This window comes from Bradyrhizobium sp. HKCCYLRH2015 (genome assembly GCF_051168215.1).
In the GTDB taxonomy this organism is placed as follows: domain Bacteria; phylum Pseudomonadota; class Alphaproteobacteria; order Rhizobiales; family Xanthobacteraceae; genus Bradyrhizobium.
This window is the reverse complement of sequence record NZ_JBNPUO010000001.1, coordinates 893,904-912,965: the sequence shown is the minus strand read 5'-3', so window position 1 is coordinate 912,965 and position 19,062 is coordinate 893,904. Positions and strand designations below refer to the sequence as shown.

Below are 19,062 nucleotides of genomic sequence, written 5' to 3'. Positions count from 1 at the left end.
ATGTTGATTCACCGCAATGCTGCGCCTTTGCCGCCAACACTGTCTCGTCTTGCGCGCGCCCGATTACGCCGACACTTCATCATCGCCCCGTACCGTCCAACCGTCCGGTCTCTGCACACCTTCCGCCTCGTGTGTTGTCGTTCCATTTCGACTTCTCTGCTGCTGTGGAGACTCTCTGGTGGGATCCAAACATTTCGAGAACGGAGCGCGCCGCGAATGGTGGTCGCTGCACCTCGAAGCGTGGCGTCGCAGCGGTCTCGGGATCCGCAAATACTGCCAGCAACAACGTCTGACCGAGAACACTCTGCGGCGTTGGCTCAAGCGGCTGGCCGGCAACGAGACTGCGCTTAAGCTCGATAAATATCAGACGGAATTGCGCCGCGAGCGCGCCCGGGAAGAGCGAGAAAAGGCGCTCCGAGAGCAGAAGCAGCGTAGGTTCACGATCACATCGGATGTGCGCAATCGGGCGTCTCAGGCGTTCTGGGCGATGCATGTCGAGGCGCTGAACTGGAGCGGGTTGGAGCTCCGCGCCTACGCCGCGGCGATGCAGCTGTCGCCGCATTCGCTGCGCAAATGGCGCGACCGAATGGCCACGGGCGAGGTCACCGATCGACTGGCGCGCCCATCTTCATCCCTCCGCCCGTTAGCACTAGTGCTAGGAACTCACAGCCCGAACGCCGCTTGACAGCTGCCGAAATCGGCGATCCTGCTGCGGCCAAAACGCCGACGCGGCGCTTCTTCAGCGACGAGGAAACGCTCGCGATCGCCAAGGAAACCGAGCTACCAGGCGCCACGGTCTCTGCCGTCGCGCGCAAGCACGGCATCGTCACCGGGCTGCTGTTCCGCTGGCGCGCGCAGTTCGGCATCGCGCAAAAGAGGCGCTCCAGGCTCGCCCGTGTTGTGTTGCCCGACGACATGCCCGCCGCACGCGCCCTGCGCGATCTCGTGCGTCCACCGGAAGGCATGATGGTCGTCGACCTCGCTGACGGACGGCGCGTCTTCGCTCCCGCCGGCAGCGATCCGGACGTGATGCGGACGCAGATCGAAAGCGGAGATGCAGCGCAATGATGTTCGTCCCTGCGGGCGTGAAGCTGCATCTGGCATTCGGCTACACCGACATGCGCAAGGGCATGGACGGCCTCGCAATGCTGGTCCAGGACACGCTGAAGAAGGATCCGTTCTCCGGTCATCTGTTTGCCTTCCGCGGCAAAAAAGCATCGATTCTGAAGGTCCTGTTCTGGGATGGAAACGGGCTTTGTCTGTTCACGAAACGCATCGACAAGGGCGGCTTCGTATGGCCAGTGATGGCGGGCCATGATGGCTCGATCACGCTCACCTCGGCGCGCCTCGCGATGCTGATCGAAGGCATCGACTGGCGCGCGCCAGAGCGCATCTGGAAACCGGCGATTGCAGGATGATCTGTAAAAACCGGTGCTGAACTGAGTCGCGATTCTCCTACGAGGAAGCCGGTTCGAGTGCCATCTGACATGCAGCTTGATCTCGCCAACCTCCCTTCCGAACCTAAGCTTCTGCAGCGCCTGGTGCGCAACATTGCTGCTGCGATCGCCCATCGCGACATCGAGATCGAGCGGCCGAAATCCATCATCAAACAGTTGCAGCGAATGCAGTTCGGCCGCAGCTCCGAGCGCATCGACCGCGACCAGCTTGCGCTCGGTCTGGAGGATCTCGACAGCGACATTGGCCGCGTCGAGGAACAGCACCGTTGCGCACAAACTCGAGCTCTGCTTTGATTGCCGGGCTTCTGATCTAGGTCAGCCCCGCTGGATTTCGCGCGTCAACGCTATCGTCGGCTTTTTGACCTACAGTTCGCTAGGCCGAAGGCTTCACCAAGGCCTTGCGACCGTAGAGGCCCAACGCCTTGAACCTTTACCCGGCCACACAGTGGCGCCTCGCGTTCAAGGTGAAGTAGACTTGGCTCTCGGATTTGCAGTCTTGTACCTGCCAAGGTGGAAGCACGAGCAGGTCGGCATTGAAGTTCACCTGCCCCCAGCTGCATGCATGGTCCAGCCTAAGGTTCTAAGCCAACTGAACCAAAACTGGGACACGAACTACCCCGTCTTGAAGCTCCCCTCAACATTAAGCGATCTCAGCGCTTCCACCAATTTGTCAACGAGTCTCCCCCGCAGAAGGCTTCGTCGATTCGCCAGCCAGACTTCGTCTTCACCAGCAAGAAAACGAAATGCTTCACGTCGGACGGGTTCGATCCAAAGGACTGTGTCAAGGTGGCAGAAACCTTGGCTTTCTCGCCGTGGATCTCGACCTTGTCGATCTCGATCGGCTTGGTGATCGCGAAATCCTGCCCTTGAACGAAGAAGTCAGCGTCCAACCGCCCATCCTTCAGCGCTTGATTGTAAAGCTTCACCAAAGCGCCATCTAGAAACCTCGGCGCCAGCTTCTCGTCGATGCCGCTCTTACCCGAGTTGCCACCGATCCCGTAAGCCTGGGCATAGAGCGACTTGATTGTATCCGCAGGACCCTGCTCGGCGGCGGATGAAGTTACCATCGATACACCGAGCAATGCCGCGAACATGAAGTTCCACAGCTCCTTTCCGCGCATGTTGTTCTCCCGTTGAGTTAGAGCGCGAAAGCGCCGTACTCTCATAATGAGGCCGCCCGCCGGATCGACGCTGACGGTCAGTTTGCCCTCAGCCGGTGAATGATGCGATGGGTCGCCAGCCAGCCGTGCATGGGAACGGTGTAGGAATCGTCAGCGGTCGGCCAGCCTTTCCAGTATTTCGTATTGAACGGAATGATCCTGAGGGACTGAACGAGGGGAACAAAGGGCATGTCGTCGCTCAGGAACTTGTAGGCCTGCACGACGAGATCCGGGGGGGACTTGCCGCCCGGGCCGAACGTGCCGAGCTGATTGACCAGTTTGGCGTATTGATCGGCGCCCGATCCCTTCCAGCGTCCGGTATTGTCGAAGCCCGGACTGCGCTGGCCGATATCGACGGCCTTCGCCGCATAGCGCCTCATCGACGTGTAGGGCTCCGCGACCGACCCGCACGACAGCCAGCCATAGACCATCTCGTAGAAGCCGTTCGGGACCACCCTGCCCCAATATTCCGTGTTGGGAATGGAGACGACGTCGACCTTGATCCCCGCGGCATTCAACTGCGCTGCCACCTCATCGGCGCCGGCGACATCCTGGCTCTGGTCCGCGTTGACGATGAGCGTCGTGCCGAGGACCGATCCGTCGTCCGCCTTGTAGAATTGGTCGCCAGCCGCCTTATGGTATTTTGCCTGTTGCAGAAGCGAATCTGCGGCGGCAGCGTCGGCGGACGCGGACACGCCGAGCTTCGCCGCGACGATAGCGTCGACATACGAAGTGAGTCCGCCATATTCCGCAAACATCGTCTTGGATGGGGTCGTCGTGTCCCCGTAGCCTTTTCGCGCGAGAGCGGTTCGGTCGATCAGTAACGACAGCGCACGTCGGAGCCGGTTGTCGTTCCAGGGGGTGAGAACGTCAGGCCTTTTCGGATCTCTCACGTACTGGGTGTTGATGTCGATCTGGCGTGCGCACGGATCGTTCCACGCCCGCGAACCTGAAGACCAGCCGATCACATTGGAGTTCTTTTTGGCATTGTCGAACTCGCTCGGCGAATATTCGCGCGCCGCATCGAGCTCGTTGGCTGCGAGCATCTTCTGGCTGTCCGCGACGCTCTCGACGACCTGCCATATCAGCTGCGCCGGCTTCGGTAGCTCTTTTGGCCACTCCTTGACCTTGGGGTCCTTCGGCACCCGGGCGCCCCACCAGTTGTCGTTGCGCGTCCAGACCACCCGCTTCGACGTCGAGTCCTTGGCGTTGAAGAGATAGGGGCCGGTGCCGACCGGATCCGGCCTGAACTGCGACGGATCGTCAAGGTTCGAAATCTTGTCCCAGACATGCTTGGGCATGATCAGGAACGAGCTGAAGAGCGTGCCGCCAAAATTCTCCAGCGCGAACCGCGGATTTGCGCGCTTCAGCTTGAAGATCACGGTCAGTCGGTCGGGCGCACTGACATCCTCGACCTGGCTACGCAGCGTGACCGCCTCGAGGGCGGGCAGATCGAGCGGCCTGTTCGATTTGTCCTTGATCTGTCCGATCGCCATCCTGACCGTGAAGGCGACATCCTCCGAGGTGAAGGGCCGGTCTCCCGGCTTGCCCGGGACCGGAATCTTGCTGTCCGACCATTCGACGCCGTCCCGGAGCGTCAACTTCCATGTCTTGCCGTCCTTGTCGTTGTCGTCGGGCACGAGATCCCGTGCCAACCATGGCTGCAGCCTACCCGTGCCATAGTCGAGCAAGAACAGCGGCTCCCACATCGCCTGCTGCGCACCATCGTCGCGCGTCGACTCGCGGAAGAACCAGTTGAAATTGGTGAGATCCTTGATGGGGTGGGAAAGTTCGAAAACGACTTGCTCCTTGCGGGTGATTGGTGGCGGCGATGGCGACGCCGAGGTTGGCGATTTAGATGGAATGTCACCGGCTGTCGCAAGATCAGCAATCACAAGGACTGAAAGTAATCCGAAAATTGTTTTGCATAGGAAGCTACGAAACCGCCGTACAGTGACTCTTCGGCCAAACGCCATGTTGCGTTCGCAGTTATCCCCTGCCTCAACACTTAACAACAAGATATCCTCCACCGGACTTCGCTAATTCGAGTCCATCCATCAATTACATACCTCTGCTTAGTTCGATTTATTATCATTCAAGTCGTATTCGCGCCTGAAATAAACGAATCCGTCCAAAGGATCTATTCTGCTTGCTGGATCCGTTGAGTAGACGCACTCCACGTCAATCCGCTCAATATGATTTACCGGTGCACAAGCATCGAGATTTGTCGCAACCACCTCGATGCTCTCGTTGTCAAAGTCTGTTGGATGCCGATCCAAGTAATACTTGATCGCAACTTGTCTGCCTCTGCACCGAATAGCGATAGCTCTTATTTCCGGATAGATCTCTCCCAACAGAGCTCGTCTCATGCATTGGCTTAGCCAGTCAGGAAAGTCAGCAGATCCGTTCATTACACTATTCCAAGATGTTTGGATTGTGAGGCACAATATGTGCCCCCGCTTTTCCCGAATGTATCTGACCATATGGTGTGGATAGCCCGCTCCCTGCGTCAACTCCAATATCCCGCCCGAAATCGACTATTGGGTTTGCCCTGCTTCCTTTCCCAATAATGGGAAATTCGCCGCTGTGAACGCCGGCAAGCAGTTCCTTCGGATCTACACCATCGTGGAGATAGCTTCGGCCCTCTATATAGTTGTTGTGCCCCCTAATGTGCTTCCCCTGTTGTCCTAGATGAATGCTCGTCGACAATCCCTCTGGAATCGGCAGGCCCCTCTCAACAGAGCGAGCAATTTTCCATTTCAAGAATGCCTTTGTAGCTCGACCGGCAGCGGCCCCGATAAGCTCCCCACCAATCACGTTCAGCGCCGCCGTCCCAACATCGACCTCGCCACCTCTCAAATATTGTTCCCCAACGCCAATCGCAGTTTCTCCGGCAATCGTGGCTCCCATGACAATTGCTCTCGATGCCGCATATCGGGCCGCGCTTTTTGCGACGACTGACGAGAGACCAACGCCGGTCGCTCCAGAAGCTGCAGAAATTGCAACGCTCGTCCAACTGATTCTGTCTTGCGCTCCTGCATAAACCAGCGCGCCTTGCACCGCGAGATCGACCCCAGCACCTACGACGGCCCCTACGCACCATGGACAACGACCTGTAGGGTCACCCTGCCCTAGTGGATCGCCATTTACAAAGGCATACGGGTCCAGATTCCCAAGCCGATAGACTCCACCGTTCGGCGCCCCAGCAAAATAGGCTAACATCATCGGATCCGGCTTCAGCCAAATCCCCAGATCCCTGCTGTAGTACCTCGCGCCGAACGACGAGAAGTTCGTGACGCGATCGAGCTCCTTGCCGTGGAACACGGACATCGGCGCGGTGCCGTCGCGGCCGGTGCGGGCGAGATCGTCGGTGGTCAGTTCGAGCCCGTAGGGTTCGTATTCCCGCCGCGCGATGGTGATGCTGCCGGGATCGGTCGGCTCGCCGAACACGGTCACGCCCGCGGTCATCGAACCGACGGGAAGATCGGCGTAGAGATAGGTGACGATCGGACTTTCGCTGGGGCTCGCCGGCGGCGTGAGACTGGCCGTCGGCAGGCTGCCCTGCGAGAGAACCACCGTGCCGCGCCGGTCGTAGGGCCTAGCATAGAACGGGGTCATGTAGATCGTCGCGGCCTCGATGTCTCTTCCGTCTGGCTGCTTGACGCGGGGATTATCGATCCTGAGCGTACGGTTGCCGCCGGAATCATAGACGTAGTCTTCCTGTAGCAGCTTGACATTGTCGGGGCTCGCAGTGTCGGCAATGCCGCGGACGCGGGCGAGCCGTCCCTCGGCGTCCCAGGTCATGGCGCGGTCGGAGAGCAGCCCTAGCCTGTCGTCGCCAGGCTTGGCAGAGACGATCTGGGTCATGCGGCCGAGATCGTCGTAGCCGAACAGGCTGGTGCGGCCGCTTGCGGGATTCTTGTCGAGCGCGAAGGCGATCGACCTGGGCGCGTGCAGCGGTCCCTTGGTCGCGTCGCTTGCGTAGTCATACTTCCAGGACCGATCGAAGGAGGTGCCCTTAGGCGTCACCTTTCCCGGCACGGCGGAGCCGCCCTGGATCGACAGTGAACGGTCGGTGAAGCGATGCCCGGCATCGTAGGCATAGTCGCCATGGCTCAACAGCCCTTGCGTGCCCCTGGCAGCGGCTGCCTTGAAGTGGATCAGGCGGTTGGCCGCGTCGTATTGGAATTCGAAGCCGCTTTCATACGCCTCCATCGCCGTGGCGCGGTTGGCATAGCCGAGAACGTTGCCGCCGCCATCGTACTGATAGCCATTGACCTGGACGGGCCTGCTGGTTGCCCCGGCTCCGGCCGCCGTCAGGGTCGTCATCTGGTTGAGACGCAGATCGAACGGATCATAGCGATAGCCGGTGGTCAGGCCATTCGAGGTCCAGCGCACCGCGGGCCGCGACAGCGTATCCTGTGCCGATTCGATCAGCGGATGGTCATTGAACAGGAGCTGCGCGATGGTGCCGTCGGGACCGTATCGGCGCCCGATCGAGAACGTCGCGAGGCAGGTGTAGACACCCGCCTCGATGCAAGCGTCGGCAGGATTGGTCGGCGGCCGTTCCGCGAAGGCGTCCCGCACGGGATCACCGAACGCGGTATAGGCGTGATCCACCTCGTAGAAGGCGACCTCCGGCAGATAGGTCTCGCTGCCTCCCCGGTTCGGCTTGACGCGAACAAGGGGCGCCACGATCGAGCGGGTCTCGCGCGAGACCTGCCCGAGCTCGTTGTAGAAGAAGGCCCGTGCCCCCGTGCGGTCGCGGACGACCGTCATTTGTCCGATGCAGTTGTCGCACTTGCGGTTGGTGGTCTCGATGAACCGCGTGTTGGCCTCGTCGTTGGGAACGAAGCGCGACGCCTCCTGGGTTTCTCCATGCAGCTTCGCCTGCGGATAGCGGTCATAGTAGAAGCGGACCGTATCGCGCCGGTCATCTACTCCGCCCTGCTCCTCCAGTGAATGGTAGGCCATCTCCAACAGGCGGCCACCGGAATAGGTGTAGGATTTCTCGTTGCGGACCCTGGAAGAGGTGCCGCAGTCGCTGCCCGACTTGTCCTCGTAGCGGAAGCCGGCTTCCGCTGTCAGCGCGTTCAGGCCGTCATAGGCAAAGCGCGTGCAGCCGGAGTCCGGCTCGTTGATCTGGAGCGTGCGGCCGACCTGGTCGAGCCGGACCCGGATCGCTGCACGCGCCCCCGCGTCGAGCGGATAGTCGACGTCGGTCAGCTGCTGCAGCTGGTCATAGGCATAGGACACGCGCGTCCAATCATCCGAAACCGCGAGTTCATCGATTTTCTGGCAGTATCCCAGCGTCTTTTCATAAAGGCGCTTGTACCGTTCAACCGGCGCACCGGATTCGAGCGGCGGGTCGCCAAGCCCAAGCACGGCGCCTTTCAGATAGAAGTTCCGCTGGTCTTCCATGACCGTTCGCTTCAAGCCCCGTGCATCGGACCACAGCGCGCTCGCTGTGCATCGCGGCGAGAGCGTGAGAGCCTCGAAGCGCGCCGGCGCATCGCCGTCCTGGCGAACCAGGTAGCGATATTGGGTCGATCCCTGCACAGCGTCGGTCTTGCTCGTGTCGACCTGGGAGAGCCGCGTTTCGACCAGCACCGGACGGCTGCCGCCGTCATAGGTCGTGCGGGTCAGGAATTGGGGCGGATCGTTCCCGGGATCCGGGATGTTCGCCAAGCCGGTGAAGCGCAGATCGACACTGGCTCGTGGCTCATTGCCGGGCCCCAGACCCGGCTGCTTGCCTGCAAGTCTGTTCGAATCGTACCGGTACGGTTCGAACGACTGCAGATCGCGCCCGAGCGCATCGATACTGGTCGAGGGCGTGACGATTGCCGTCGCGACGCCGGTGCAACGCGCCCGCAGGTCCGCCGACGGCGGGGGGCCACCCGGTCCGTCAATGATCTCGTCTCTGGCGCCCAGGCATACATCGGCCTCCCGAATGCTCTGGATCGGCCGGCCGAGACCATCAGACAACAGCGCCGTCTCACGCGTGGTGTTACCGCGGCTCAGCAGCCCGGCATAGCTGTCGGAGTTCTCGAACCGGCGGACGTTGCTGCGCAACAAGCCATCGGAGAGCTTCGCGTAATCCACGATCGCGAGCAGGCGCCAGTCCTTTACCGCGGCTTTGGCGGTGGACGTCGGCCGGTCGGTCTTGTCCAGCGCAAGCTGCAGCCCATCCTTGAAGGTGCGGTTCTCAGGCGCCGGATTGCCCCAGGAGCGCGCGAGCAGCCGCAGCCGGCCCCAGCGATCGAAATCTTGCAGAATCGAATTGCCGTTGATATCGCGCGTCTCGGCGACCGCGCCGAAATGGGTGTCTACGCGAAGCTGCGAGGCATGGGTGATCGCCTTGCGGCGGACCGGTTCGGGCAGCGCCGCCAGGCCATAGGTACATCCCGCATCCGGCTCATGCTCGTGCGCATATCCGTCGGAGTCCGTACCGGCTCCCGCAACCGCATTCACGCAACGCGTCAACCGGGTCTCGGTCGCGGTGCGACGGAAGGGATCATTGTCGTAATTGTAGCGGCGCTCGATCCATTCCTTGTTGTCGGAGAGCGGCGAAATGCTGTGCGTGAGATTGCCGAATTCATCGTACGCAGCAAGCTGATGGTGGATGATGGCGTTGAATTCTGAGACACCTTTCGGCAGGCCGGGAACCGTGTCGTAGGTCGTCCTGAGCGACGACTGCACGCTCGCATAGCCGTGGGCGAGCGTCGATGTCATGCTGTCGCGAAAAGCCTTGCAGATCCCAGGCGAGAAAATGAAGCCCTTGCCACCGGGATAGACGCAGATATCGCTGAGATTGCCACGTCCGTCGTCGGCATAGATGGCCTCGCGGGCGCGCAAGGCTGGCGCCACATCGGTGTCGGCGTGGGTGGGTCCGGAATAGATCCGGATGGTCTCCGCCAGGCCAAGAAGCGGGTAGCCGCATCTGGTATGCTTGTCCTTGTCCTGCAAATCCGTGCAATTCGCTCCCTTCAGAGAATTCAGTTTCCCATCGGCGACATCGGCACGGCACCCAGGGCGCTCCGCTTCTTTCAGGTCCTCACAGTTCGATCGCCTGAAGGCGTTCTTTCCCTGCAGCGGGGCATAGACGACCTCAGCATTGGCGGACGATTCTTCGACAAAGTCCCAGCTCCTACTTGCCTCGACGATACTGTTCAGCCTCAGGACCTGTCCCCATTGATCATGATCAAAGGCCGTCGCAGATCGTAGACGCGAGATGTCGGGGTCTATGACGTCGATAGTACCGGCAGTCGGCTTGTCACCGAAGGATTCCTGAGTGACGAGCCGCTGTCGGACCGCACCCGATTGCTGCGCCCAGAACGCCGTCTGCTCGCGCATGAAGCCGTCCGAACACATGGTCTCGCTGAGCCGACGTACGCAGCTCTGCACACTCGTTCCGCAAATGCTGCCGGAACCGAAGATCCTGCCATTATCGTGGAACGCGCGTCCATCCCAGGTCGGAGAGAGGCTCGACGTCTTGATTGCCTCGCTGTCGATCGACCATGAAGCACTCAACGGCTGCGACGGCACCATGCAGGCACCGCCGCTGCCTGGCAGGTGGGACAGGTCGTCGATCGAGTAGCCGAACAGGTTGCGCGACACGACCTGCGGAGTGTCTTCTGGCCGCGCCGGTGATTTTGTTCCCGCGACCGTTCGAGACAGTTCGAGGCCCTGGGTGAGGTAATCGCGATTGGCAAACGTCTGCTGAACGCGCTGCAGCTCCACATAGCCTGCGCCCTTCAACGACTCCTTGGCCAAAGCTGCAACATCTCTGACAACGCCGAGACAGCCGGGCTTGCCTTCCGTCCCGACATCGCAGCCATAGACCGTGCTCTTCCGCTCAGCGAAGCCGTAGAATTGGCGCTCGGCGCGATTGTAGTAGCCGTGAGCGTAGTCGTAGGTCGTCAGCAGGACGTCCTGGCCATCTGGCGGAAGCTCCTGCTTCGTCGCCACCTTGGTTGGCTCGAAGCCGTCGAACCGGGCGACTGCCGTCAGCGCCCAAACCGGTCGGCCGTGCTCGGGGCCCGAATTACCGTAAAGGCCATGCCGCAGCACCAGCTCCGAGCCGGACGGATTCTTGACTCCGGCAAGCAGGTAATACTTACCGTCCGGATTGTAGTGAACCTGCGTGTGAACGCGGTCGGCGCCCGGCAGGGACGGAAATTCACCATTGACCGAAACGATGTCCGGAACACCATCCCCGTTCAGATCGCGGATGTTGAACAGCTCACGGGTCTGATTGTGCGACGTCTTGAACTGCGGCGAGAACGCGATCTTGAGGAACCAGACATCGAATCCGAACGTGAATCCCGCGCCAGCGTCCACCAGCGTCGTTTCCGACATCTGCGTCTGCATTCCCAGATCGACACCGAACTCATTCCGGAACGAAAGCCTCCAGTCATTCAGGCGATGGATCCTGTAATTCGCCGGATCGAACCCATTGCCGAGATTCGGATAGACCCTGAATGCGCCATCGCCGTCGGGAAGGACGAGGTCGGGGCGTCCGTCGCCTGTAAAGTCGATCAGAGCCGCCTGGGAGCCTCCATCGTGGTGGTTCAATCCCGCGCCGGCCACGAAGCTGGCGGCGCCCCACGAGTATCCAAGACGGACCCCCAGCCCTGCCCCATGGGTCGTATTGTAATGAATCGTCGACAATCCCTTGCCTGTGATTGTCGAGGGACCTCGAAGGGCGTTTCCGGTATTGAAGGACAGCGTCAATCCTGCATCGGTCGTCGTGCCCTGCACTCTGTCCGGCAAACCGTCACCATTGAAATCCCGGAGATCGATGAACCGATCGTCGTACCCATCATCCAGGCTTGCACTGAAACCGGGATCGACATTGGCGTCGGGAGAGCCGCTTCCCCTCGGCTTGAGAATATTTGCAAAAGTCGAAGCCGACAGTCCAACGCCCGCACCTTTGTTGGACGACACACCCGATTGCTCATAATCGCCGGCCAGCAGCGGCAAGCCCGGCGTCGGCGCATCCCGCCTCGCACGGAAGTAGGTCCACCAGTCCCGTCTGCTCAGTCCAACCGGCGAGGTCAATTCCGCGACGCCATTTGTAATGACGTCGGGGAAGCCGTCGCCATTGATGTCCTGGAAGAGACGCGTGGTGCTTCTGGTCGTGCGAGCGGCATCGATATTGGCGTAGTCGTTGCCGACGTTGGCCGATATCGACTGCGACTCCATGCTTTGAACAGGCGCGAACACATCGACAGCCACCTCAGGCGGCAGCGGGCGATTGGGGAACGCGGGTAGTGGGTCCGGCAGCAGAGGATCTGGATTTCTTGCCCGGTCAGGCGATACGATCTCGGACGAGTCCAGCGACGAGCACGCATCCCGCAAGCCCTCGGGATCGTTGCAGGCAAGCTTTCGATAGGTTGAAAACTCGGAAATGAACTGAACGAGCGGCGGCCTTTCGGCGCCTCTGAGCGCCGACACTGAATAGACAGGCAAATTCGGCCCGTCGGAGTCCAGCGTTGCCATCTCGAGGAATACCGTATCGTCAACTCCCAACCAGCAGCTCGCCACCAGCGTCGGATACTCCGCCGCGCAGACGCTCGTTTCCGGTCTAACCGGATTGGCTCCTCGCAGTTGCACCGCCGTAGCGACATTCGCGGGACCGACAAAGCGATGCGCCAACGGGAAGAAGTCGAAGGCATCGAGACTCAAGGCCAGATCGCCCTTCGTCCCCAATGTTGCTGAGCACCGGCCGTAGTCCGCATGGTCATCTGTGGTGCAGGCACTTCGCGCGTCGAAAAAGCCCTTCTTGGCCTGATCGGGATCCTGTCCGTCGATCCCCGTCGGCACGATCTTGGGACCATAACGCAGCGACCGCGCCGGCCGCGCAGAAGCGAACGGGTAGGCTACAAACGGCGGCAGCGGGCTTAAGGTATCGAGGAGCTTTGCATCGCCCGAGAACTGCGTCCTGCCAGCAAACAGTACCCAATCTCCGCCGGTTTTGAATACATTGGGGTCGTTCCGATCGAAGATCTGCCGATATCGATACGGCACCCTGCCGTTGCTGTCGCGAACCAGCGCCTCGACCACGGGGAGCTGGTCATCGCGATGTTCAAGCACGTAGCCATCCGCCTCGACTTCGATCTCCGGCTGAAGCCGAAGAATCTCGCGGCGTCGCAAAATCGAGAAGGTATCACTGGGCAGTCCGGGACGGATTTTTTCCGCATCGCTATAAGTACGATATTGCGCGCCCAGAAGAGTCTCGGTCCATCCCAGTCGCGTCCAGGGTCTGCATTTCGTGAGAAGCAGGTCACTTCCGGTGTAGTTGCGGGCTGGAACGTCGGGAGCCTTTCTACATTGGATGTCCACATCTCCTCCGGGCAGGATCTGCGACGGTGAGCGTGGAATCAAGTGACGGCCGGGCTGCAGACCCATCGGCGGATTAGTCGGATCGTTCTTCGCCTCGAAGATCGAAAATTTTCCCGTGATCTTGTCGTCGGCGTTGCTCGGATCGGGAAACACCGCGTTCTGTGCACCAGAAATCCGATACCGGAATTCTACGACATCGAGCGGCGATGCGCGGAATTCGAGGACACGATTGCGACCGTCGAACTGATTGTTCTCACCGATCGAGTACTCGACCCGGTACAGCTCACCTGCCTTGTACTTCTGATCCGCCGTGATATCGCTGTTCCCGACCAGACAATCCTGCTTCAACTCCATCTCGCCGAGCGAATGGTAGTCGGGAAGGTTATGCGGACAATCGGCCCGCGCCATACTGCCGCTGATGATCCCGCTGCTGAACGCGACCGCGCGACCCGCACGCTTGTTCGCGGTTATGCGTTGAAACACGTCTCCGTGCGTGTCACTCTTTCCTTTCCGTGGCGGCGGATAGAAGTAATCTTCAACGGGATCATCAGGCGGCGTGCCGGTTCCGTAGTTTCCAATACAGGTTTTCGTCGTCGTTGGTTCGCAAGTCTGATTTCCGGTTTCCGAACCTGTCAGTTCGCGAAAGCTCACCGGCTTCCCGTTCACCGTCGCGGTCAATTCGATGTTGAAGGCCGCCTGATTGCTCTTTGCAAAGCGGCCGAGCATCTCACGGATATTGTTCGCGTCATCCTCGCCGATGCCGAGATCCTCGAGCCGTTGCATGGCGAAATTCGTCGAAATCCGGTAAGCGCAGGGTCCCTCCGAGCCAACGATCGCCTCGTCGAGCGGCACCGGCGGCTTGCCGGCCCGGTTGATCCGCGCCATGGTCTCGCAATCCAGCGGATTGACCTTTAGGGGCAAACGATAGCCGCGGCGGGTCAATCGGGGGCCGTCGGTCAGAAACTCTTCTCCAAGGGCGAGATTCGCGAGCACTCTCTCCAGCAACGTCTCTGCACTCGTCACCTGTTCGGCGTATCTGAGATTTTGCAGGATGGCAGGCAGCCGCAGGCCGTTCGTCAAGCCGATGTCCAACTGAGCGTTGTCCGTAAGAGCCACCTTCCTCAGGCTGGCCAACGTCGCTTCGCACCGCGACTCATACGCCGTCCTGTACCTGGATTGCCAGAACTCCAAATAGTCGTCTGCATAGGGCTGCCCGCTGGACGAGAAATGCGACCGCAGGAATCCAATGATTTCTCTTGCAAAGCCGCACAGCCCCGCAGTCTGCCGCAAACGTGCCAAATTCACGTTGCGTTTCTCATCGGATAGCACCGCACTGAAGTCTATCGTCGCGCCTGTATCGTTCAGCCTCGAATCCACGTTTGCGAAACGTCCCTGTTCGACCCGAACATATTCGAGATCGGGGTCTCCCATGGTGACCGGCAGATATGTGGTTGTCCGACGCTTGATGGCGTTTGCCGGAGCATCCTTGTCCTTGAGATACGACGTAACCTGGGGCGCAACGCGCCATTTGAGCGCGCTCAATCGATCGCTGATGTTGCGCGCCGGCAGTTCGACGCCCTTGACCTTGTGAAGAACAGTGATCCTGGTCGAAAGCACGTAGTCGCCGGTGAACTCACCACAGACCTTCTGCTGCTCAGCCTCGCAATTTCGCCTCACGTCGACGATGCAGGTTCCCCTTATCCCGCGACAGATATCGGATACATCCTGGCGAAACAGCAGGGTCGGCGCGACGTTCGGTATCGTCTGAAAGGAACTCTTCGGAACGTCGTTGATACTATCGAAAGCTTTGTCAGCAATCGGTGTCGGCGCTCCCAGCACCTCAAAAAAGACTTGATAATCTCTGGTGAGATCGGAAGGAATCTCAAAACGTCCAGAGAATTGGCGGTCCGTTCCCGCGGGCAAGCGGGTCATCGCGTGGGGAGCGTAGGGAAGGAGACCTGTTTTCAGGTCGAACCTATACCGTGTCTGACTGGCCAGCAGACAATCGGGCGATGCAGATTTCGTCTCTTCTTTCCACTTGCAGCTCAGACGGTCCAGCAAGCCGTTTGGGTCGTGACCAATCAGATTGAAAGCGGGATCATCGTCAACCTGCACATATTGGATCGACGCGTCGGGTCTCAGCCATTTTCTGAAGTGCGGATGAACGCTGTACGTCAGATAGATGACGTCGCCGCTCTCGACGCGGATCTGCTCACCATGGGGATTTGCCTTGTGGCAAGCGTCGGCAAATGTTTTGCCTGCAAAACTGTATTCCCCGTTGTTGTCGAAATCATCGTCAGGCAGGCAGACCAAGACCTGTCCGGTCGTCTTCTTGAACAGCGAAATCTGCACCTTCGGCTTCGGGGTGTCGGGGAAGGATATCTGAGCCGATCGTACCGCGTAGTGCGGCCTGAAGGGATCCGAGTAGACGGAGTGACACGTGTCGGCTTCGGACCACTTGTTGCAGCCAAGCGATCGATCGACGGCATCCGGATATCTCGGATCGATGTAATCCTTCTGGTTGTTCTTGACCTCGGCGTAGAGCTGCTCGAATTGACGAGGACCAAATTCCGACAACGTTCCGAGATCATCCGCGACCGTGGTCGACGTACCGGTTGCAAACGCACCTGCAATCGTGACCGTACCGTCCAACGGCGCTTCCCACGCCACCGTGGTCTGGGTATAACGCAACCTCCGGAGCCGCTCGCTCACCGCCTCCAGGCGCGCTTCGATATCCTTGATCGTGCTTCTGATGTCCGCCGGAACTCGCGTCGCGAGTCTCGGCGTGGATTGTTGCGGTATGGGCGGCGTCAGCGCGCTTCTCGGTGCGAATCCAACCACGCGCCGCCTGCTGTCCTCTCCTTGACCGTAAAATACCTGGCCATAAGCGACGAGGTCGATCAGCCCGTCCCCGTCTCGATCAGTGAAATAGACATAGGTATTGCTGTTCGAGCTGTTCAACCCGATGCCGGCGAAGCTCGTGAATCCTGGATAGAACTCCACCCCGATGCTGATGGTGGACGCACTCGACAGCGAGAACTCGGAAATGCCTTCGATGGTACCGCAATGACTGTCCAGGTAGACAATCGAGTCATCAGATTGCCGCTCGCCTGCGCAATATTTGAGCCCGCCGCCATCACGATAGACGATGTCGTCGATGCCGTCTCCCGTGACATCCACAAGTGTGGAGTTGCCCTCGGATTTCGAGAAATTGATCCCGCCCTTTACGCCGACCGTGTTGCTCTTGTCGTCGGTGCTGCCGGCCAGACCTATGCCGACGTACATTGATGCACCGGTCTCCTGAGTACGACTGGTTCCCAGAAGAGATCGACCGACCAGAAGGCCCTTTCCGAGGCTGCTGACGAGCCCGCTTGGAAAGCCGATGCTGCCGTCAACCGCCTTTTCGGGCAAGGTTCCTAGATTCGGAACTTCCTTTCCGGACCACTCTCGCGCGCAATGCCCGTCGTTGCTGGTTGTCCGGTCGCCTTCGTAGCTGAAAGAAAAGGTCTGCTTCTCTAGGGGAGCGACAACCCCCTTCGCTTCGCTCCAGTCGTATTTTGTATTCCCTTCGACTTCATAGGAAGAAAGATAGGTGTCAAAGTTCATACATGCGCTATTACTCTCGAGAATGAAGCGATGTTTTGCGAACAGAATAAACCCGCTCTCATCCTCATTGGGCAACGCTGGATCTGGTCTCTTGGGATCTGCAGGCGGCAGTTGCTGATCACGAAGGGAAACACCCGTAAATAGCGGGTTTTTCGGAACGCGCTGATAGAGGACCGTAAGTGTTTTCAGCCAGTGTTCCTGCGCCCTGAAAAAGCCAAGGCGTCCGTCGCTGTTGTACCGCGTCAGGTCTCGCTTCTCCCAGCCGAACTCCACCCTCGTGACGCCACTGAGATCGAGCTTCACTCCGCCGGCAAAGAGGGTATTGTTGTTGATGGCCGTGTTGTACTCGACACGGGACAGGCGCAGCGCCGCCCTGCAGTCCGACCCGCCCCAAGCGCTCGTGTCTACGCAGCCTCGCCCTCTCGCCTCGTCCTGCTCATAGGCATACCGCGTCCCGTTGCGGGCGGTCTGGCTATCGAATTCCTGCGTCAGCGCCCACTGCCCGATCAAGCCGCTCTCGGACGCCACCGTCCCTTTGAGGAAATTGCCACCCGGCCCATGGCTAGGGACCGGCTGGGTCTCGTTCCCAGCGAACTCGCCGCCATAGAGCCGTGTCACATGCGAATTCGGGTCCCAGACCTCCCAGTAGTATTCCGTTGGACTATTGCCGTACCTCCTGACGATGAGCCCGCTCGAATTGTTTCGCGGGTGAAACAAGCGAGGAGCCGGCACGCGCGGCAGGATCGGGCCTCCCTTGTACAGCGGTGCGACATCCGTGCCGTCACCGTCCAGGGCGATCAGATCCATTCCGTCGAGAACGTAGTCCTCGGTTTCATACTGAGGATTGTAGATTGGTGACGGTCCCCGCACTTCGATCGTACTGATCGATAGGTCCCAGCCCCGCCCCAAAACACCAGGCGCGCCCTGCGAACTGTATCTGATCGAAAAGCTCGGGCCCGGCCCCCGGGAGGGGCGCAGCAGAAGCGGCAGATTGACGCTATAGGCCCCTTTATTGTCCGGCTCGATTCGATCGATGGACAGATATCCGCTTGTCGGGCTGATCTGCTCCAGCGGCCTTGTTAGCGAGGCGGTATCGTTTCTCGCCGGCTGCTGCTGCGAAGCGTCCGGCAGCGCGATCACGCCGCTGATGATCCGCTGACTCTGTTCGAGCAGGGTTGCATACACGTGTTGCGGCTCGGCATTGGGCGGAGTGAAGGGCTTTGCCTCCGTCCAATTGCCGTGGACAGGATTGAAGACGAAAACAGCCGGCTCCTTCAACAAGTCCCCGGCCGGAGGTGGTGACGAATGGTGAACGATCACCGCGATGCCAGGCGACTCGTTCGAAGCGCGAGCCGCCGTCGAAGCACTGCCCCCGGCAGCCTGGGCCACAACCTGGTAGGCTACACATTGATTATCGGGCAGACGGGTCAGGTTCAAGAGACGGGCTGCAGCCCCGAAGGTCGCCGGATCGATCGCGAGAGGAGGCGTTTCATTCTGGGCAAGACAATCTGCGCGAACGATCACCGGAAGAGGTCCTGCGTACCGGTCAAGCAGCACCACATCGAGTCCGGCGAACGACACTCGACGGTTTTTTTCGTCGAGGGAGAAAATCTGAGAAGCCTTCCCAGAACGCGTCTCTTGATGAGACCAGTTAGCGGAAGTAGCTCCGTTTAAGGAAAAAACAATCGCGAACACAATTTCAATGAGAACGACCGCAAACGAAGGCACGAAACAAGACTTGCGCATTTGCGCCTTCTCCGAAAACTCTTCTGATGAAATCGAAGAACGAAATAACAAACGATAACGCAATTCAACCAGGCTGTCTATCTTGACCTTTAGTCCCCGCAGTGCAGCAACAGATACAAATACGCAGCCACCATTCAACTAATTGTTTTTCTGACGATAGAACAATTCTTGTTTCTATTTCTGGTTGCGCGGATCGCGGTAAGCGGCGGATCGCTGTTCAAGGTACTTTCCGATTGACTGGCAAATATACACGTCATCACTGAAATGATTGATGGCGGTATATGCCGCAACGACAATACACAAGCGGTGGCGAGGCCCGCCTACCAACTCGCAAATCTGAAATGACGCCCCTGAAGAACTGTTGGTTATTGGGAAGCATCATCACGGCGCAGAAAATCGATGCAATAAATTGCGGCCGAGATCGCCGACATGAGGATCGGGTTGACAGCTTTCTGATTTTAAGCGGCGTCGATCAGATGAGTGCGATGCTTGACCATCGAACACCAGCGCGCCCAAATACACATCATGGCACGGGCTACCCGGACTGAATCGCAGATCAGGTTGAAGGAACGCACGAAATAGCTCGGGAGGACGGTGTCCGAGCTCAAGTGAGGCCGACCGAGCCCAATTGGGTACGGCTATCGAGGGAGCTTACTCGTACGCCCGAGCCGCTCGGCTCTTCATCGAAGGGGCGTGTAAGGCAAGCGGCAAGCCGCTCCCATTCGCTCTATATGCTGCGAAATCCATAA

Annotated in this window: 6 protein-coding genes and 1 pseudogene; 4 read left to right on the top strand and 3 right to left on the bottom strand. The window is 59.5% G+C overall.

The window, feature by feature from the left end:
• Positions 1-178: 178 nt before the first annotated feature.
• The 4 genes and pseudogenes from tnpA to ACQR1H_RS04060 all read left to right on the top strand — a co-directional run.
• Positions 179-685 (top strand): IS66 family insertion sequence element accessory protein TnpA, encoded by a 507-nt coding sequence (gene tnpA, locus ACQR1H_RS04075; protein WP_434907171.1) that lies wholly within the window; start codon positions 179-181, stop codon positions 683-685.
• Entirely contained in the window at positions 682-1,068 is a 387-nt protein-coding gene (locus tag ACQR1H_RS04070; RefSeq protein WP_434907170.1) for a transposase, read from the top strand. The genes tnpA and ACQR1H_RS04070 overlap by 4 nt, the downstream gene beginning before the upstream one ends.
• The gene (gene tnpB, locus ACQR1H_RS04065; protein WP_434907169.1) at positions 1,065-1,418 is read left to right on the top strand and encodes an IS66 family insertion sequence element accessory protein TnpB; all 354 of its coding nucleotides are present in this window, start codon (positions 1,065-1,067) and stop codon (positions 1,416-1,418) included. Before ACQR1H_RS04070 ends, tnpB begins: the two co-directional genes overlap by 4 nt.
• 69 nt (positions 1,419-1,487) lie before the next feature.
• Positions 1,488-1,712, top strand: a pseudogene (locus ACQR1H_RS04060) (transposase domain-containing protein); the annotation flags it as partial.
• 395 nt (positions 1,713-2,107) lie between these two features.
• Here the strand turns inward: ACQR1H_RS04060 and ACQR1H_RS04055 are convergent.
• The 3 genes from ACQR1H_RS04055 to ACQR1H_RS04045 form a co-directional block, all read right to left on the bottom strand.
• Positions 2,108-2,578 carry a hypothetical protein gene (locus tag ACQR1H_RS04055; RefSeq protein ID WP_434907168.1) on the bottom strand — a complete coding sequence of 157 codons (471 nt, stop codon included), beginning with the start codon at positions 2,576-2,578 and terminating at the stop codon, positions 2,108-2,110.
• Between the two features lie 77 nt (positions 2,579-2,655).
• Positions 2,656-4,593, bottom strand: a complete 1,938-nt coding sequence (locus ACQR1H_RS04050) for an ABC transporter substrate-binding protein (RefSeq protein WP_434907167.1) — start codon at positions 4,591-4,593, stop codon at positions 2,656-2,658.
• Positions 4,594-5,032: 439 nt separating this feature from the next.
• The gene (locus tag ACQR1H_RS04045; RefSeq protein WP_434907166.1) at positions 5,033-18,451 is read right to left on the bottom strand and encodes a polymorphic toxin type 50 domain-containing protein; all 13,419 of its coding nucleotides are present in this window, start codon (positions 18,449-18,451) and stop codon (positions 5,033-5,035) included.
• Positions 18,452-19,062: the final 611 nt, after the last annotated feature.